Origin of the sequence: Streptomyces sp. KR55 (assembly GCF_052245645.1) — a bacterium.
In the GTDB taxonomy this organism is placed as follows: Bacteria; Actinomycetota; Actinomycetes; order Streptomycetales; family Streptomycetaceae; genus Streptomyces; species Streptomyces flavusporus.
In genome coordinates this window covers 13,964-30,581 of record NZ_JBQQCE010000054.1, presented here as the reverse complement: position 1 = coordinate 30,581, position 16,618 = coordinate 13,964, and the positions used below count along the sequence as shown (strand labels likewise).

Sequence of the window (16,618 nt, the reverse complement as noted above, 5' to 3'; positions counted from 1 at the left end):
CAGGCCGCCCGCGCGGGCCGCCGCCAGGGGGACGGTCCGGACCGGGGGGATCGTCCAGGACGCGGTCAGGTACCAGCGCCCGCGGCCTACGTCTTCGTGGATGCGGTAGGCCACGGCACGGTTGGCTGCCACGCGGTCGGCCCACTGCTCACCCCAGTGCGCGAACGACACCTTCGCCGCCAGCACGTACCGGCCGTGCGCAGCGTTCGCCAGGTGCGCCAGCGGCGCGGGGAGCTTGATCGAGACCTCGCCGTCGGGAGTGACGCGGATGGTCTCGTTGCCGAACCGCTTCCCGGACTCGCCGTCCGCGGCAAGGAACCGGCGCCCGGCCGCCCACCGGGCGCGCCACTCGGCCTCGGTGAGCTGCGCTGCCTGCAGGTGGTGGCGCGTGTTCAGCAGCCGTTTGCCGCCGCGCACCACGTGCACGACGCCGGCCTCACGATCCCCCCGGGCCATATGAAGCCGGTCTTCGAGCAGGCGCAGGCGGCGGGACTTGGCGAACCACTCCTGCCTGCTGCGGTAGCCGCCCGGCACCTGCTTGGTGCCCTTCGCTCCCACCGGGAGGGACAGGCGGTGCTCGATCGTCTCGATCCCGGCTTCCAGGCTCTGGATGTGCGCGAGCTGGCCGCGCCGGGCGAGCGCCCACTGGTCGTGGGTGGCCTTCGTGATGCTGCCTGCCCAGCGGGAGGAGGACTCCTGCGTGAGAGTGCGCTTGCGCTCGGCCCACTGCTCACTGTCGTGCTCCAGCCCGGCCGCGCACCGCGCCCTCAGGTCACGGGAGGCGAGCGAACCGAGGTGGTCGCCGACCAGGCGGAGCACCTTCTCATCCGCGGCGCTCAGGTGCTTGAGCCGGGTACGGATCACGACCCCCGAGAGGCCGGGCACCACGAACGGCGCCGCCACCTCCCGCAGCCCACCCACTCCTTAACCCCCGGCCAGCGTTGAAGAAATCCGTCACCACACCCAACGACCACACCCGGCGAAGGTCACGCATTCGATGCAAGAACTCTCGTTCCGCTCCAAGGGAGCGCACCTGCCACCGCCCGGAGGCTCACTAACGCGTGCCAGCACGCGCTCAAGTGCCGTTGATCGCCACCTGTTCACAACCCCCTTGAGGAGAGCGTGAGTTGAAGCGCTTCAGACTCGTGACGCTGCTGTCCGCGGCGCTCATCGCCCTGCTGCCGAGCACGGCAGAGGCCGTGACCTACCCCGACCCCCAGCCCATCACCGGCCAGCAGATCATCCACGACCCGACCGTCATCCGCCTCAAGTCCGGCAGCTACGTCGCCTATTCGACCGGCGGCGTGATCGGCGCCCGCCTCTCCAAGGACCGCATCCACTGGGAGGACTCGGGCAACGCCTTCGCCGAACCGCCGAGCTGGTGGTACGAGTACAACGACACGGGCGACCCGTGGGCGCCGGACATCTCCTACCGCGACGGCCGCTACTGGCTGTATTACGCCGTCTCCTCCTGGGGCAGCAACCACTCCGCGATCGGCGTCGCGACGTCCAGCTCGGGTCTGCCGGGCACGTGGACGGATCACGGCAAGGTCTTCACCTCCGAACGCACCGACTCCTGGAACGCCATCGACCCTGCCCTGATCAAGGCGGACGGCAAGCTGTGGATGTCGTTCGGCTCGTACTGGACGGGCATCCGCATGGTCGAGCTGGACGAGAGCACGGGCAAGGCGGTACCGGACGCCACGGTCCACCACCTGGCAACCCGCCCGGACGCGCCGTACGCCGTCGAAGGCCCGTACATCGTCAAGCACGGCCGCTTCTACTACCTCTTCGCCTCTTATGACGCCTGCTGCTCCGGCGTGAACTCCACCTACAAGATCAAGGTTGGCCGCTCCACCTCGATCACCGGCCCCTACGTCGACAGCACGGGCAAACCCATGCTGCAGGGCGGCGGCGACCTCCTCCTGGAGGGCCACGGCCGCTTCATCGGCACAGGCGGCCAGTCGGTATTCAAGGACAGGGGCCGGGATGTCTTGGCATACCACTACTACGACGCGGACGACGAAGGCACGCCAAAGCTGGGGCTGAACACCCTGAGCTGGAAGAAGAACGGCTGGCCGGTCGCCCTTTAGGGGCGCGGGGCTGTATCAATTTGCGGCTCCGCCGCGTGGGCGCGACCAGCCACAAACAAACCTGCACCCGGCAACAAACCAGAACCACCCTCGAAGGGACCCCATGAGCAAGACCGCCCGCTTCACGCTCGACCCCGCCTTCACCACCGGCAAGGTCAACCCCCGCCTCTTCGGCTCCTTCGTCGAACACCTCGGCCGCTGCGTCTACACCGGCATCTTCGAACCCGACCACCCCACAGCCGACGCCAACGGCCTCCGCACAGACGTCCTCGACCTCGTCCGCGAACTCGGCGTCACCGCCATCCGCTACCCCGGCGGCAACTTCGTATCGGGCTACAAGTGGGAGGACTCTGTCGGCCCGGCAGCGGAGCGCCCCCGCCGCCTCGACCTGGCCTGGCACTCGACGGAGTCCAACCGCTTCGGCCTCTCCGAGTACATCGACTTCCTCCGCAAGGTCGGCCCCCAGGCCGAGCCCATGATGGCCGTCAACCTCGGCACCCGAGGCGTCGCCGAGGCCCTCGAACTCCAGGAGTACGCCAACCACTCCGAGGGCACCGCCCTGTCCGACCTCCGTGCCTCCCACGGCGACAAGGACCCCTTCGGTATCAAACTCTGGTGCCTCGGCAACGAGATGGACGGCCCCTGGCAGACCGGCCACAAGACCGCCGAGGAATACGGCCGCATCGCAGCGGAAACGGCCCGCGCGATGCGCCAGATCGACCCGAACGTGGAACTCGTCGCCTGCGGCAGCTCCGGCCAGGGCATGCCCACCTTCGCCGAGTGGGAGGCGACGGTCCTCAAGGAGACGTACGACCTCGTCGACTACATCTCCCTGCACGCCTACTACGAGCCCGTCGACGGCGACATCGACTCCTTCCTCGCCTCCGCCGTCGACATGGAGTCCTTCATCGAGAACGTCGTCGCGACCTGCGACCACGTGGGCGCGCGGCTGAAGTCGAAGAAGAAGATCAACCTCTCCTTCGACGAGTGGAACGTCTGGTACATGTCCGGCTGGCAGCAGCACGCCGAGGGCATCGCCCCGGCCGACTGGCCGGAGGCCCCGCGCCTCCTGGAGGACAACTACAGCGTCATGGACGCCGTCGTCTTCGGCTCCCTCCTCATCGCCCTCCTCCGCCACGCGGACCGCGTCACGGTCGCCTGCCTCGCGCAGCTCGTCAACGTGATTGCCCCGATCATGACGGAGCCGGGCGGCCCGGCCTGGCGGCAGACGACGTTCTTCCCGTTCGCGCAGGCGTCGCGATACGGCCGGGGCGAGGTGCTGGACGTACGCGTCGACTCACCGACGTACGAGACGGCGAAGTACGGCGAGACCGACCTGCTGCACGCCACCGCCGTACGCGCCGAGGACGGCACGGTCACCGTCTTCGCCGTCAACCGCAGCCGCACCGAACCGCTGCCGCTCGAGGTCGCCCTGAACGGCCTCGACCTCACTCGGGTCGTCGAGCACAGCGCCCTCGCGGACGCCGACCCCGACGCCCGCAACACCCTCGACGACCCCGAGCGGGTCACTCCGCACGCGGTCGAGGGCACGACCGTCCAGGACGGGCGACTGAGCGCCGTCCTGGAGCCGCTGTCCTGGAACGTGATCCGGCTCGCCTGATCCGGACCGGACAAAGCCGACGGAGCCGCCGGAGGACATCTCACCCTCCGGCGGCTCCACCGTGCTCACCCCAGGAGAACTCGTAGCGATTGCGCTCCCGGTCGAACGTGACGCCGATGTCGACGCCATCGATGCTGCCCGCCCCTTCCCTCCAGCCATCCCGGCACGGGCAACAACGCATGCACCTCGGCCCACTCCGCGTGGGTCATGTCCGACGGATACCGGCGATCGCGCTCCGCTCGGTCGGACGCACGTGACCCTCAGCGATCACCCGATCGAGACATCCGTTCGATCAGTAAGTCCCTTGATCGGTACGACAACGGCTTCTCACACTGACGCGACGTCGGCAAACCTTTCCGAGTGACATGAGACCGGGCGCAGGCCGACAGCTGTAGACGGAAGGCGAGTTGAGCTGCGGTGTCGGAGCATCCGTGAGCAGGCTCGCGTGCCGGGCGAGCCGTCGGCCTTCATCCAGCTCGTTCAGCTCCGCCGGCTACGGCGGTGGCCTCAAGCAGGCCGCCCTGCGGCCTGTCGGCGGTGGCCTCTGATGACCGTCTGAGCACTCATGCCCAACTGCCGCCCGAGGAAAGGGACGGCGTTCCGTTGTGTCCGGTGTGCGCTACGTCTCATCCGCGGGCTGTTACGGCAGAGGGGTGGCTGGTGTCTTGATGCCGAGTCCACGACATGGGGAGAGACGATGAGCGGGAACGCCGAGCGCGGTGGTTGCTGGCGGCGGGGACGGGGCGTGACGGCGGGCCGGCAGCCTGGCTCGGCGCGATGGTGTGCCGGTGACCGTGGTCGATCCGCGTCCCGAGTTCGTCGAGCGGATCCGTCTGCACCAGCTTCCGACCGGTTCCGATGACACGGTCGAGGGCTTCGGGGCCGCTGGCAAACATCGGGGCGACGGCTCCGGCGAAGCGCATCGAGAGCCGGGATGCCGATATCGGTACGTACCTTCAAAGCGCCAGGCGCCGGCGCGACCGGTTTTCACTGGTGAGCATAGTTGCCGGTGCTGTGGATGACCTGGCTCTACGGCCGCCAGTCCACCAGCGCCTGGGCGTCTCGAGTGTTCACCGGGTACCGCCGTGCCGTCCCCGACGCACTTGAACCCGCGGACCCCACCGACTGGCCGCATTCCGGGGGGCGCTTCCACCACACCCTGGCACTGTGCGCGGCGGCGGTTGCGGTGGTCCTGGGGCTGCGGGGGGCGGAGGCAGCTGAACCCACCATTACAGGAGAAACAAAATGAACCCATGGAACCGCGTCCTCTGGCTGCTGGCCGCCGCCGCCGCAGTAGTGGGCCTCACCGTACCGCTGACCGGGACACACATCGCGGTGCCGATGCTGCTGCTGTCGGTCCCGTTCGCGCTGATCCACGGGGTGCGGAGATACGGGTGGCGGACGCTGCTGTTCTTTCTGATCGTGACCCTGGTGGTGAGCAACTTCTTCGAGAACCTCAGCGTTTCCACCGGGTTCCCCTTCGGCCAATACCACTACACGGGCCATCCGCAGCTGATTCATGTGCCCATCGAGATCGGACCGATCTACTTCGGTCTGGGCTACATCTGCTGGCAGGTGGCCAACACCTTGCTCGACGAGGCGGACAGCCGTCTGGGCGGCTCGTCCGGGTCGGTCGCCGGCCGGGTCGAGGTGGTGGCGCTGCCGATGCTGGCCGCGGCACTGATGACCATGTTCGACCTCGGCGTCGACTCGATCGCCGCCACCGTGAAGCGGGTCTGGGTCTGGGAAGATGGGGGCGGGGTGTTCGGGGTGCCCTACACCAACTATTTGGGCTGGTGGTTTGTCACCTATCTCTACTTCCAGATCTTCGCATTGTATTTGATGAAGCGTCAGCCGGCGTCGACCTCGGTGTCGGTGCGGACCGAGGGGCGGGGAGTGTTGGCGCAGAACGTGCTCTTCTACGGGGCGCTGGGACTGAGCTCGGTTCCCTACTTCATCGGCGCCTCCGGTGACATGGTCAAGGACGGGGCCTCGGTCAGCTGGAGCGGGGATGCGATCAACGAGACGTTGATGACGATCAACCTGTTCGGCACGGTGTTCGCTGCGCTTCTTGCCGCGGTCAAGCTGGCTCGCAACGACCTGGCCCTGCGACGCTGATTCCGACTGACGCAGAACGGCCGCCGCTCGGCTTTCCGGCGGCCGTTCGCGGTGTTTTCCAGCGAATGCGGTGAGTCCCTTTCCCGCCGCGACGGTGCTCAGGTCGAAGGAACGGGGCTGGCGCCACGTCGTGCCCCTCGGCTCCATGAATGTCGCCCGCGCGGCCACCACCGAGCCGTGTCAGGCCGAATACAGCGAGCTGGGCCCCACTCGCCCGCTACCGCGAGACTCCCCGGCCCCTGCCCGACCTCGTCAGGGCCGCGTTACGCCATTCGTGGAGGGAGGGGCGGCGTTTCGCGGCATTTGATGTGTGCTACGTCTCATCCGCAGGTTGTTACGCCGGACGGACAGCTGGTGTCTCCATGCCGAGTCCACAACACGAGGAGACATGATGAACGGGAACGTCGAGGTAGTCGTGATCGGCGGCGGGTACGGGGGCGTGACAGCGGCCAATCGCCTGGCTCGGCGCGATGGTGTGTCGGTGACCGTGATCAATCCGCGTCCCGAGTTCGTCGAGCGGATCCGCCTGCACCAGCTCGTGACCGGCTCCGATGACGCGGTCGAGGGCTTCGACAGGGTCATGGGCGGGAACGTCCGGCTGGTGGTCGACACCGCGACCCGGATCGACGCTGCCGAGCGTCGGGTGTCGCTGGCGGGCGGTGGCACGGTCTCCTACGACTACCTCGTCTACGCGGTGGGCAGCGGCGCCGCCGATCCCGGCGTCCCCGGAGCGGCGGAGTTCGCTCATTGGGTGTCGGACCTCGAGGGGGCGGAACGACTGCGGTCGGCGCTGGATGCGACGCCCGCGTCGGCTCCGGTGACCGTGGTCGGGGCCGGCCCGACCGGCCTGGAGACCGCCGCCGAGCTGGCGGAGGTGGGCCGCAAGGTTACCCTGGTCTGCGGCAAGGTGCTCGGCCCCTCCCTGCACGCCCGAGTCCGCCGCCCGGTCGCCCGCCGGCTCGCCAAGCTGGGTGTGACCGTCCTCGAAGGACCCGGTACGAAGGTGGCGGAAGTGACACGCGACGGCGTACGGCTCGACGACGGCCGCGAGCTGCCCAGCGCGGTGACGATCTGGACCGCGGGATTCCGTATCCCGGACCTGGCCGCCCGCAGCGGGCTGCGCACCAACGCCGAAGGCCGTCTGGTCACCGACACGACGCTGACCAGTGTGGACGACGAGCGCATCATCGCCGCCGGGGACGCGGGAGTGATGCCGGACCACCCGTTCCGGCTGAGCTGCCAGGCCGCCACGCAGCTGGGCCCGGCGGCCGCCGCCACGATCCTGCGCCGGATCGCGGGGAAGAAAGCCTCTCCCGTCCGGATGTTCTTCGCCGGGCAGTGCCTCAGCCTCGGCCGGAAGGGGGGCGTCACCCAGTTCTCCTACCCGAACGACAAGGTGAACGCGCTCAGCATCAGCGGGCGGACCGGTGCCGGCGTCAAGGAGATCGCCTGCGTGTTCACCCTCAACAAGTTGGTGTCCGGGGCACGCAAGGCCAGTTCCCGCGGATCCCACGGCGACAGCACCGACCGCGTGGTAACGCCTCAGCCGGAACACCCCACGACGCCGTCCAACACCTGACGCGCGGGCCAGCCGCCAAGACCCCTCCTTCGGCCGGACCGACCGGTCCGGCCCGAGAAGGACCGAGCCGGAGTGACAAGCACACAACGCCGCGGCCTCGTAGGCCGTGGCCGGCTCCGGGGCGCCAGTCCCACAGCCCGCCCATCCCACGTGGCCTGATCAGTGGGGAGGCTGCTGCCGACAACCCCGTCATCGGACCGGGTACATGTTCTTTACGGCCTGCGTCCGGCTTGTGGGGCCAACCACGAGAGAGTGAAGCGCACGACATGAACGACCACGTCACCGACCCCGCGACCGAGGCCTTCGTCGCCCACCGCAACCTGCTGTTCACCGTCGCCTACGAGATGCTCGGATCGGCGGCGGACGCCGAGGACGTCCTCCAGGAGGCCTGGCTGCGGTGGGTCAAGGTCGACCTGGAGCAGGTGCAGGACCAGCGCGCCTACCTGGTACGGATCACGACCCGCCAAGCACTCAACCGGCTACGCACCCTCAAACGGCGCAAGGAGGCCTACGTCGGCCCCTGGCTGCCCGAGCCCCTGCTCACCGCGCCGGACGTGGCCGAGGACGTCGAACTGTCCGAGAACCTGTCGCTGGCACTCATGTTCATCCTCGAAACCCTCTCACCGACCGAACGCGCCGTCTTCGTGCTGCGCGAGGTCTTCGACATCGGCTACGAGGACATCGCGGCCGCAATCGACAAGAGCCCCGCCGCCACCCGCCAGATGGCCTACCGCGCCCGCCAACACGTCGACGCCCGTCGGCCGCGCACATCGGTTTCCCCGGAAGAAACCCGGGAAGCGTTGAATTCGTTCCAGTCCGCGCTCGAAACCGGGGACCTGCACGGGCTGCTCGACGTACTCGCCCCGGACGTTGTTTTCGTCAGCGACGGCGGCGGCTTCAAGCTGGCGGCCCTGCGGCCGGTCGTCGGCGCCGACAAGGTGCTCCGTTACATGGCCGGCAGTGTCGAAAAGGCCGGCGGCACCTTCACCAGTGAGCCCACGACGGTCAACGGCAACCCCGGACTCATCCTGCGCGTGGACGGCGTGATCGACGGCGTGCTGGCCTTCCGCGTGGAGAACGCCCGCGTCACCGGCCTCTACTACGTCCGCAACCCCGAAAAGCTCACCCGCGTCGAGTCCGAGACCCCGCTCACCTCCCGCTGACCGTCTCCCGCGACACGGCCGACCGAGGTGCGCGGTAGCGCAGGCGTCGAGCCGTCTCACGCTGCCGGTGAGTACGTCGTCCGCATGGCCGGCGAACGCATCCGCGACCAGGAGCCAGGACGTGGCGTGGTGGCCCACCTCGGCCAGCAGCGGGTGTTCGGCGAGCTGCCTGCCCCACCGGCGGGCTTCCGCCGGCTCTCCTACGCCGAGGGTGGTTCCGGCGGCCATGGCGAGGGCGTCGCCGGCCCAGCTCCGGGCGCCGGAGAGCGCGTCGAGGGCGGCCGACTCGGCCACCGGGTCGCCCGCGCGCCCGGCAAGCTCGACTGCCTGTTCGGCGCGCAGGACCGTCTCCTGCACGTTGTTGTCCGAGTCTCCCTGGACCGCGCCGAACGCGTCCGCGACCACCGCCGCCTCGGCCAGCGCGACGGCTGTTGGCTGGTTTGACGCTCAGGTCTCGTCAAGTTGCGTGTGTCGCAAGGGAGATGAAGTTCATCCAAGCGTCAGGGGTGACTGTGAGGTGGGGGCCTGTTTGTTCTTGGAGTCCCGGATGTGGATGGTGGTGGGGGAGGGGGCGACCTCGACGCAGTCATCGCCGGAGCCGCTGCTGTAGCTGCTCTTGAACCAGATCAGTTCATTGGTGCTCATAAGGCTCCTCGCATCCGCTGCAACAGGCTCACGGAGTCTTTGATGGCGAGAGCCTGTGAGCGCATCCTGGCATATTGCATCTGGAGCACGCTGACCACCTTTGGGTCAGCGATGAGCTGGCCGCTTTCCTGCCCCTCGCAGTAGGCGAACCACTTGTTCTCCGGCGTCTCCAGCAACCGCATGGGGCCGTGCAGCCCCGCATGGGTCTCTTGCACCTGCGGCATGACCTGAATCTCGACGTTCCGCAACTCCGCGATCTCCAGCACATGGTCGATCAGCTCGCGCGTGACCCCACCCCACCCGTGCGCCGCAGGAACGGCCCCTCCTCCAGGATGAAGCCGAAGGCGGTGTTGGGTCGCTCTCGAAGTAACCGTTGCCGCTCCGCCCGAGCGATCCACTGCGCCTCGATCTGCTCGTCGTCGAGGGGCGGCAGCTGGTTGGTGAACAGCGTCCGGGCATAAGCCTCCGTCTGCAACAGCCCTGGAATCAACCGGCATTCGTACGTGTACAGCGTGATCGCGGTCGCCTCCAACCGCGCCCACCGCCGAAACCACGCCGCCAGCCCCGGTTGCCGAGCCAGATGCTGTGCCGCCCGTTGCAACGCCCCCGTATTCCCGAGCACTGCTTCCGCTCACTCCCCAACAGCCGGTTACCGTACGTACGTTCACCCAGCGTCTCAGCGCCACTCCGCGCGGCGCCCGTCTCGCCCGGCACCTGGCCCTGAACCAGCTGCACGCCTGGGGCATCCCGCACGGCTGTGACGCCTCCGACGCCATCGCCGTGATCGTCGCCGAACTGGCTGCGAACGCCGTGATCCACGGCCGCGTTCCCGGGCGGGACTTCGAACTGCGGCTGTCCCTGGTCGCGGGAAGCGTACGCATCGAGGTCACCGACACTCGCACGGAGCCACGTCCGCCGGATCCGGATGCCGTACGGACGCCGGAGCCGCTCGAGGAATCCGGGCGCGGCCTCGCACTCGTCGCCGCGCTCGCCGCCCGTTGGGAGGTACTGGACCGCGAACCACCGCCAGGAAAGACCGTACGTGCCGAGATCGACGTGCCGCCTCTTTCCCGCTGCGATAGGCCCGCTTGAACGGACCAGCCGCGACGAACGCGGTGTGAGCTCGGTGGTTCTGGCCTCGCGGGGAGTCACTGGGTGACTCACGCAGTGATTGGCGGATGTGTGCCATCCTGCGGCCCTCCGTTCCTGGGGTGCTCGTCCGGGCAGGTGGCACACATCCGCCAATCAGCCCCTTCCCTCCCGCCTCCCGCGGCCCGCGTCGATGAATGCGCCCACCGGCGCAAGGCCGCCGAGCAGACTCAGCGGTGCCCTGGCCGTGCTGACGGCGCCCTACCGGTGGGCGACCGCCGTACACCGCGTCAGTGGACGCGGCCTCCTGGGGCCGCGCAGCCGCCTGGCCGGTCGGGCGGCGCCATCCATCCGCCATCCGTCGGCAGGCAGTTGAGCAATACGCTCGACGACCCCGAGCGGGTCACCCCGCACCCGGTCGAGGGCACAGCCCTCCAGGACGGCCGGCTGACCGCCGTCCTGGAGCCGCTGTCCTGGAACGTGATCCGGCTGGCGTAGTTCAGCGCTCGATCCGGACCTGGGCGGGCGGATAGGGGGAGGAGGACGTCGTACCGACTCCCCAATAGCCGCCTGTACCAGGCACGGACACCAGGGAGTTGATCACCACAGGAGCCGACGAGGCGGCCCCGCGCTCACTCACCCAGGCCGCCCCGTCCCACCGCAGGTGATGCGCCCGGTTCTGGTCCCAGAAATCCCAGCCGGAAACACGGTCGGGCAGTCCCCGCTCGTCACCCACGATCCCGGTGAGCATGCCGACGGTGAAGGGCGCGGTGACGCTCCGCCAGGTGCTGCCGTCCCCGTGGAGGAGGGTGACGCCGGGAGGTTTGCCGGGCGGGCCGCCGACTCCGTAGTCGTAGCCGGTGAGCCAGATGTCGTCGTCGGCGACCGGGAGCAGTCCGGTGACGGTGGCGCGGATGCCCTGATAGGCGGGGAGCTCGGTCCACGCGGTGCCGTTCCAGCGGGCGACGATTCCGGTGCCGTAGGCCCAGACGTTGCCGTCGGGGGTCACCCGGACGCCCGAGGGCGTGGCCGCGGCCCCGCTCGGCGGTGCCGCCACCCACCACCAGCCGCCTCGCCCGCCGCGCAGCAGCACCGAGCCGTCGCTGTTACGGCCGGAGCACCAGGCCTGCCCGTCGGGGTCCACCGCGACTCCGGTGAGGACAGTCCCGGCCTGCCCCCGCCCCGGGAAGTCGGCCTCCTGCCAGGTGCGCCCGTCCCAGGCGAGCAGGTGCGCGGCACCGGAGGTGTCGGTGCCGACCGCCCAGGCGGAGCGGGCGCAGGTGCCGGCGACGGAGTGCAGGGAGCCGCCGAAGCCGAGGTGGGCGAGGCCGACGCGGGCCCATGTCCCGCCGTCCCACGCGAGGGCCAGTGGCGTGCCTCGGGTACTGCCGTTGCGCCCCTCCTCACCCACGGCCCAGGCGAGGTCGGGACCGGCGGCGACCACGTCGATCAGTTGGGCGGAGGGAGTGCACTCGGGCGCGGTGACCGCCTGCCAGTCATGGGGCTCCGCGGCGTCCAGGTCCGCCGCACTCGCCGTACCGCCGCTTGTGGAGGCGAGCCCGAGCCCGACCGCCCCCGCACCGAGCACGCCCCCTAATCCGCTCAGAAAGCTCCGTCTTCGCACGACCTTCCCCCCCTCATCTTCGGCGTTCCTCACGGGCCAACACCGTGAACCAGCCCGCCCAAGAAGGCAATGCAGGGGGACATGCCTCTCCTTCACAGCTTCCTCAGCCCGTCCTCAGCTTGTCGTTTAACCCGCTGCTGTCGAACGTGTCTCGTACGCGTTCGCCCGGAGAGGTAATCGCCGCATGTCAGAGCGGCCTTCGCCTGATCCTGTGTTCCGGATCAAGAAACACGCGGGACCAGTACGAAGGCCGTGGACATGAGTGTGCTGCAACCGGACGTCCGGCGTGACGCTTTCGCCTGGGCGTCACACTTCCGGGAGATCTTCTATGCCTGTCTGACCATGCGGGGCGATGCGCTCTTCGAGCTCACGGACGCGTTGCTGTGTGCGGACGGGCCGGTGACCTCCCCGGTGGATCTGACGCTGCTGGCCGAACACCGCCGCGGGCACGGCGCGTTGTACGACGCACTCAACCACGGCCGTATCGAAGGGTGGTGACGAAATGCGCGCTCTGCGGTGACGAAATGCATGCGGCTTCAGCTTGTGGGACGCCCGCCCTCTGTGCGGCTGCGTGTCACGGCCGGGTGTGCCCGCCGGCCTCGCAGCGAGGTCCAGAAGGCCGCGTGGATGCGTCGTTCAGTGGCGTGACGGTTGGCGTTCGGCGCGGATGACCGTCTCGCACCGCACGGCGACGTTGTGGTTGCCCGCTTCGCCGTCGCAGAGGTCGGTTTGCGGCCCACCGTCGAGGAAGTCGTTGGCCGGCCCTGCCCGCAGCGTGTCGTCCCCGGTTCCGCCCTTGAGGCGGTCCTTCCCGCCCACGGTGCCGACGGTCCTGGTGCCGTCGGCGTCGGTGTTGTCGCCGAAGAGCGTGTCATTCCCGCCACGGCCCCTGATCAGGTCCTTGCCCGCGTCGCTGACGTTGTCGGCTGCACTGTCGCCGATGAGAAGTTCGCCCGCGGCTCCGCCGGTGATGCGGTCATCACCGGCGCCGGTGGCGGTAGCGCCTGGCGAGAAGGTGTTGTGGTCGCCGATGGCGAAGAGGCCACCGTCCGGCCCGAGGTCGAGGATGTCGTCGCCGCTTCCGCTGGCGCTGAGAAGTGCGTTGCCGTCGCCCCTCAGATTGTCCTGGAGGCCAGGGCCTCCGAGGATGACGTCGTTGCCCGCGCCCTTGGTGTGGCCGGTGAAGGAGGTGCTGTCTCCAGCGATACCGTCATCACCTGGGCCGCCCTCGATCCGGTCGTTGCCGCCACCCCAGGCATCGCCGTCGAAGGCGACGCTGTCACCGCTGGCACGGTCGTCGCCTTCCCCGAGGATCAACAGGTCGTTTCCTCCACCCTTGACGTCGCCGCTCTCGCGGGTCACATCGCCCTGCACCACGTCGTCGCCGGGGCCGGCATCGATCCGGTCGCCCCCGAGGCCCCCCGCAATGGTGTCCGCTCCCGAGAGTCCGCAGATGCGGTCGTTGCCACCGAGGCCGTCGATCACGTCGTCACCCGCCGAGCCGAGGATGACGTCGTCGCCCGGGGTCCCGTTGATGGTGCCTGCTCCGGTGATGGTCGCCGGGCGGCCGAAGCACGTGGACTTGACCGGGCTCTCATCGGCGACCGCGGGGAGCCCGAGCGTGAGCAGTGCCGCGGTGACGAAGCCGGTGGTGAGAACCCTTCGGGGGGCCATTAGGCAGCGGAATCTGCTTCGCGGTGGCAGGAGGACGGGATGCACAGTCATGCGAGACCTTCGGTTGTCGGACGCCGTTGTCCGGGTTGGTGCCATGGGGAGGGCAGGGCCACTCTGGAACTCGGCTCGAGCCACCCGATTCAGCGACCGCCGAGGGGCGCACCGATCCGCTGCAAGCGCCTGGGAACCTGCCCACAACATCACGGGACCCACACCGCCCAAGCCGCAGAAACCCGCAAGTCAGCGAATTTCGTCGATGGCCCTATCGATGCCGCCCGGCTGCGCCGCGCGCTGGCCGCGCTGCCGCAGCCCAAGGCCGCCGACCACCGGCTCGTCCTGGCCGTGGACGTGAGCAACTGGCTGCGCCCGGATGCCGAGTGCAGCGCGGAGCGGCTGTTTTGCCACACCTACGGCCGCGGCCGGGACCAGCACTTGATGATCCCCGGCTGGCCCTGCTCCTTCGTCGCCGCTCTCGAAACGGGGCGTACGTCCTGGTGCCAGCTGCTGGACGCCGTCCGTCCCGGCCCCGAGGACGACGCTGCCGAGGTCACCGCCGCCCAGGTCCGCCGTGTTGTCACCGACCTCATCAACGGGGGCCAGTGGGAAGACGGTGACCCGGATATCCTGGTCGTCTTCGACTCCGGCTACGACGCCCCGCGCATGGCCTACCTCCTGGACGGCCTGCCGGTGGAAGTCCTCGGCCGCCTGCGCTCGGACCGGGTGATGCGCAAGCCCGTCCCCGCCACCTGGACACAGCCTCGGCAGGGCGGTCGGCCGCCGAAGCACGGCACGGAGTTCCGCTTCGCCAAGCCGGAGACCTGGGGCGAGCCCGATGCGGCCACAGTGCAGGTCACCGACCGCTACGGCACCGCGCAGACGCTGGCCTGGGACCGCATCCACCCTCGGCAGGCGTTCCTCAGGAGATTCGATCTTGAGCACACCTTCCGGTTCGGAAAGCAGACCCTGGGCTGGACCCGCCCCAAGCTCCGCACCCCCGAGGCCGCGGACCGCTGGACATCTCGTGATCGCCGCCCACACCCAGCTCCGCCTCACCCGGCCCCTCGCCGCCGATCTCCGGCGCCCCTGGGAACGTCCCGCCGAGCCTGGCCGGCTCACCCCCGCCCGCGTCCGCCGCGGGTTCAGAAACATCCGCCCTCACCTGCACTGTCCGACCCGCGCACCCAAACCATCCAGGCCAGGACCGGGACGGCCACCCGGCTCGAAGAACCGGCGGCCCGCCACCCGCTACGACGCGGGCAAAACCGTCAGACGCCCCGAGAGCATCACCGAACGTAATCAACTCAAGGGCCCCAGAGGCTAAAAGAAAAGCTCAGGTTGAGCGTCTGGCCTCGCGTCCGGTGGGGGAGCTGACGTCAACTCCCCAGTGCAATACGGGAGATGAAGGAGGACCAGGTGGTGGGGGTGACGGTGAGGTGGGGGCCCTGTTTGTTCTTGGAGTCACGGATGTGGATGGTGGTGGGGGAGGGGGCGACTTCTACGCAGTCGCCGTCGCCGCTGCTGCTGTAGCTGCTCTTGAACCAGGTCAGTTCGGACGTGCTCATAGCGCTCCTCGTATCCGCTTCAACAGGCTCACGGAGTCTTCGAGGGTGAGAGCCTGCGAACGCATCCTGGCATACCGCTTCTGGAGCACGCTGATCTCTTTTGAGTCGGTGACGAACATGCCTCCGCGCTGGCCCTCGCAGTAGGCGTACCACTTGTTCTCCGGAGTCTCCAACAGCTGCATGGGGCCCGCCAACCCTGCGTGGGACTCTTGTACCAACGGCATGACCTGGATCTCGACGTTCCGCAGCTCGGCGATCTCCAGTACGTGCTCGATGAGCTCCCGTGTCACATCGACACCGCCCGTACGCCGGAGGAACAGGTGCTCTTCGAGGATGAAGCCGAAGGTGGTGTTCGGCCGCTCCCACAGCAGCCGCTGTCGCTCCGCCCGCGCCTGCCACTGTGTCTCGGCCTGGGCGTCGTCCAGAAGAGGCCACTGGTCGGCGAACAGCTGTCGTGCGTAGGCCTCTGTCTGCAACAGCCCTGGAACCAATCGGCATTCGTACGTGTACAGCGTGACTGCGGTCGCCTCCAACTGCGCCCACCGCCGAAACCACGCCGCCAGGCCGGGCTGTCGAGTCAGCCACGGCGCAGCCTTGCGCAGCGCCCCCGTGTTCCCCAGCACCTCTTCCGCCCGTTCCGCGAACTGCGGATCTGGCATGCGGCGCCCCTGCTCGATCGATGCCACCATGTGTTTCGAGAGTCCCACGCGGTCCCCGAACTCCTCCCGGTTCAGCTCCGCATGCTCCCGCAACGCCTGGACCACCGCCCCGAACGTCCGCAGACTGTCCGACGACTCCGGCTCGCCACCCGTACCCAGCACATCGACCACCGACGGTCACCTCCCGCGCCCATGGTCACGGCTAGTGATGAGTACTGTCCACCCCGTAACCGCGTACGCTCGAGCAGCGTACGCGCCGCCGACCTGGTGAACTGCCCTGTGCAACCGCCAGATTGGGTGCATGACCGCACCGCTCACTCCCCAACAGCCGGTTACCGTACGTACGTTCACCCAGCGCCTCAGCGCCACCCCGCGCGGCGCCCGCCTCGCCCGGCACCTGGCCCTGAACCAGCTGTACGCCTGGGGCATCCCGCACGGCTGTGACGCCTCCGACGCCATCGCCGTGATCGTCGCCGAACTGGCTGCGAACGCCGTGATCCACGGCCGCGTTCCCGGGCGGGACTTCGAGCTGCGGCTGTCCCTGGTCGCGGGAAGCGTACGTATCGAGGTCACCGACACCCGTGCGGAGCCACGCCCGCCGGAGCCGGATGCCGTACGGACGCCGGAGCCGCTCGAGGAATCCGGGCGCGGCCTCGCACTCGTCGCCGCGCTGGCCGCCCGCTGGGAGGTACTGGACCGAGAGTCGCCGCCGGGCAAGACGGTGCGCGTCGAGGTGGACGTGCCCGGGTGGCTCTCCCTGTTCCGGTGGGCGCAGCCGGAGGCGTGAGCCG

At 69.0% G+C, this 16,618-nt stretch carries 14 protein-coding genes and 4 pseudogenes; 11 read left to right on the top strand and 7 right to left on the bottom strand.

All coding sequences use genetic code 11. The features are described 5' to 3' along the window. Nucleotides 1-921 (bottom strand): annotated as a pseudogene (locus ACTWQJ_RS10820) (IS200/IS605 family accessory protein TnpB-related protein); the annotation flags it as partial. A gap of 206 nt (nucleotides 922-1,127) precedes the next feature. Between ACTWQJ_RS10820 and ACTWQJ_RS10815 the strand changes: the two are divergent. From ACTWQJ_RS10815 to ACTWQJ_RS10790, 6 genes are all read left to right on the top strand, one after another. After that, entirely contained in the window at nucleotides 1,128-2,093 is a 966-nt protein-coding gene (locus tag ACTWQJ_RS10815) for an arabinan endo-1,5-alpha-L-arabinosidase (RefSeq protein ID WP_443306414.1), read from the top strand. Between the two features lie 103 nt (nucleotides 2,094-2,196). Continuing rightward, entirely contained in the window at nucleotides 2,197-3,714 is a 1,518-nt protein-coding gene (gene arfA / locus ACTWQJ_RS10810) for an arabinosylfuranosidase ArfA (protein WP_443306413.1), read from the top strand. Nucleotides 3,715-4,959: 1,245 nt separating this feature from the next. Beyond that, entirely contained in the window at nucleotides 4,960-5,832 is an 873-nt protein-coding gene (locus ACTWQJ_RS10805; protein WP_443306412.1) for a carotenoid biosynthesis protein, read from the top strand. A gap of 391 nt (nucleotides 5,833-6,223) precedes the next feature. Beyond that, a complete protein-coding gene (locus tag ACTWQJ_RS10800; RefSeq protein ID WP_443306417.1) occupies nucleotides 6,224-7,411 on the top strand; it encodes an NAD(P)/FAD-dependent oxidoreductase in 1,188 nt (395 codons plus the stop codon). A 266-nt stretch (nucleotides 7,412-7,677) separates the two neighbouring features. Continuing rightward, nucleotides 7,678-8,574, top strand: coding sequence for an RNA polymerase sigma-70 factor (locus ACTWQJ_RS10795; protein WP_443306411.1), 897 nt, complete (start codon nucleotides 7,678-7,680; stop codon nucleotides 8,572-8,574). 84 nt (nucleotides 8,575-8,658) lie between these two features. Further along, nucleotides 8,659-9,018, top strand: a complete 360-nt coding sequence (locus ACTWQJ_RS10790) for a hypothetical protein (protein ID WP_443306410.1) — start codon at nucleotides 8,659-8,661, stop codon at nucleotides 9,016-9,018. 45 nt (nucleotides 9,019-9,063) lie between these two features. Here the strand turns inward: ACTWQJ_RS10790 and ACTWQJ_RS10785 are convergent, their stop codons facing one another. After that, nucleotides 9,064-9,219 (bottom strand): DUF397 domain-containing protein, encoded by a 156-nt coding sequence (locus ACTWQJ_RS10785; protein WP_443306409.1) that lies wholly within the window; start codon nucleotides 9,217-9,219, stop codon nucleotides 9,064-9,066. Further along, nucleotides 9,216-9,850: pseudogene (locus ACTWQJ_RS10780) on the bottom strand (DUF5753 domain-containing protein); the annotation flags it as partial. The gene ACTWQJ_RS10785 and the pseudogene ACTWQJ_RS10780, both read right to left, overlap by 4 nt. On the opposite strand from ACTWQJ_RS10780, the gene ACTWQJ_RS10775 reads away from it, so the two are divergent. Both ACTWQJ_RS10775 and ACTWQJ_RS10770 read left to right on the top strand, forming a co-directional pair. Next, nucleotides 9,841-10,311 (top strand): ATP-binding protein, encoded by a 471-nt coding sequence (locus tag ACTWQJ_RS10775; protein WP_443306416.1) that lies wholly within the window; start codon nucleotides 9,841-9,843, stop codon nucleotides 10,309-10,311. The pseudogene ACTWQJ_RS10780 and the gene ACTWQJ_RS10775 sit on opposite strands and share 10 nt — an antisense overlap. 369 nt (nucleotides 10,312-10,680) lie before the next feature. Next, the gene (locus tag ACTWQJ_RS10770; RefSeq protein WP_443306418.1) at nucleotides 10,681-10,806 is read left to right on the top strand and encodes a hypothetical protein; all 126 of its coding nucleotides are present in this window, start codon (nucleotides 10,681-10,683) and stop codon (nucleotides 10,804-10,806) included. A gap of 1 nt (nucleotide 10,807) precedes the next feature. On the opposite strand, the gene ACTWQJ_RS10765 is transcribed toward ACTWQJ_RS10770, so the two are convergent. Next, a complete protein-coding gene (locus tag ACTWQJ_RS10765) occupies nucleotides 10,808-11,896 on the bottom strand; it encodes a hypothetical protein (RefSeq protein WP_443306408.1) in 1,089 nt (362 codons plus the stop codon). 294 nt (nucleotides 11,897-12,190) lie between these two features. Between ACTWQJ_RS10765 and ACTWQJ_RS10760 the strand changes: the two are divergent. Continuing rightward, a pseudogene (locus ACTWQJ_RS10760) lies at nucleotides 12,191-12,421 on the top strand (transposase); the annotation flags it as partial. Between the two features lie 147 nt (nucleotides 12,422-12,568). On the opposite strand, the gene ACTWQJ_RS10755 reads toward ACTWQJ_RS10760, so the two are convergent. Next, complete coding sequence (locus ACTWQJ_RS10755) at nucleotides 12,569-13,606, bottom strand: calcium-binding protein (RefSeq protein WP_443306407.1); 1,038 nt, start codon at nucleotides 13,604-13,606, stop codon at nucleotides 12,569-12,571. A 258-nt stretch (nucleotides 13,607-13,864) separates the two neighbouring features. On the opposite strand from ACTWQJ_RS10755, the pseudogene ACTWQJ_RS10750 reads away from it, so the two are divergent. Beyond that, nucleotides 13,865-14,927 (top strand): annotated as a pseudogene (locus ACTWQJ_RS10750) (transposase); the annotation flags it as partial. A gap of 52 nt (nucleotides 14,928-14,979) precedes the next feature. Here ACTWQJ_RS10750 and ACTWQJ_RS10745 read toward each other — a convergent pair. Both ACTWQJ_RS10745 and ACTWQJ_RS10740 read right to left on the bottom strand, forming a co-directional pair. Next, nucleotides 14,980-15,168 (bottom strand): DUF397 domain-containing protein, encoded by a 189-nt coding sequence (locus ACTWQJ_RS10745; RefSeq protein ID WP_443306406.1) that lies wholly within the window; start codon nucleotides 15,166-15,168, stop codon nucleotides 14,980-14,982. Then, on the bottom strand, nucleotides 15,165-15,989 hold the full coding sequence (locus ACTWQJ_RS10740; RefSeq protein WP_443306415.1) for a helix-turn-helix domain-containing protein: 825 nt from the start codon (nucleotides 15,987-15,989) through the stop codon (nucleotides 15,165-15,167). The genes ACTWQJ_RS10745 and ACTWQJ_RS10740 overlap by 4 nt, the downstream gene beginning before the upstream one ends. A 139-nt stretch (nucleotides 15,990-16,128) precedes the next feature. Here ACTWQJ_RS10740 and ACTWQJ_RS10735 point away from each other — a divergent pair, with 139 nt between their 5' ends. Beyond that, nucleotides 16,129-16,614 (top strand): ATP-binding protein, encoded by a 486-nt coding sequence (locus ACTWQJ_RS10735; RefSeq protein ID WP_443306405.1) that lies wholly within the window; start codon nucleotides 16,129-16,131, stop codon nucleotides 16,612-16,614. Nucleotides 16,615-16,618: the final 4 nt, after the last annotated feature.

Excerpts from the sequence above, each read along its gene's own strand:
- arfA (WP_443306413.1), top strand. The coding sequence starts at position 2,197 with ATGAGCAAGACCGCCCGCTTCACGCTCGACCCCGCCTTCACCACCGGC.
- ACTWQJ_RS10805 (WP_443306412.1), top strand. The coding sequence starts at position 4,960 with ATGAACCCATGGAACCGCGTCCTCTGGCTGCTGGCCGCCGCCGCCGCA.
- ACTWQJ_RS10800 (WP_443306417.1), top strand. The coding sequence starts at position 6,224 with ATGAACGGGAACGTCGAGGTAGTCGTGATCGGCGGCGGGTACGGGGGC.
- ACTWQJ_RS10795 (WP_443306411.1), top strand. The coding sequence starts at position 7,678 with ATGAACGACCACGTCACCGACCCCGCGACCGAGGCCTTCGTCGCCCAC.
- ACTWQJ_RS10790 (WP_443306410.1), top strand. The coding sequence starts at position 8,659 with ATGGCCGGCGAACGCATCCGCGACCAGGAGCCAGGACGTGGCGTGGTG.
- ACTWQJ_RS10785 (WP_443306409.1), bottom strand. The coding sequence starts at position 9,219 with ATGAGCACCAATGAACTGATCTGGTTCAAGAGCAGCTACAGCAGCGGC.
- ACTWQJ_RS10755 (WP_443306407.1), bottom strand. The coding sequence starts at position 13,606 with ATGGCCCCCCGAAGGGTTCTCACCACCGGCTTCGTCACCGCGGCACTG.
- ACTWQJ_RS10745 (WP_443306406.1), bottom strand. The coding sequence starts at position 15,168 with ATGAGCACGTCCGAACTGACCTGGTTCAAGAGCAGCTACAGCAGCAGC.
- ACTWQJ_RS10735 (WP_443306405.1), top strand. The coding sequence starts at position 16,129 with ATGACCGCACCGCTCACTCCCCAACAGCCGGTTACCGTACGTACGTTC.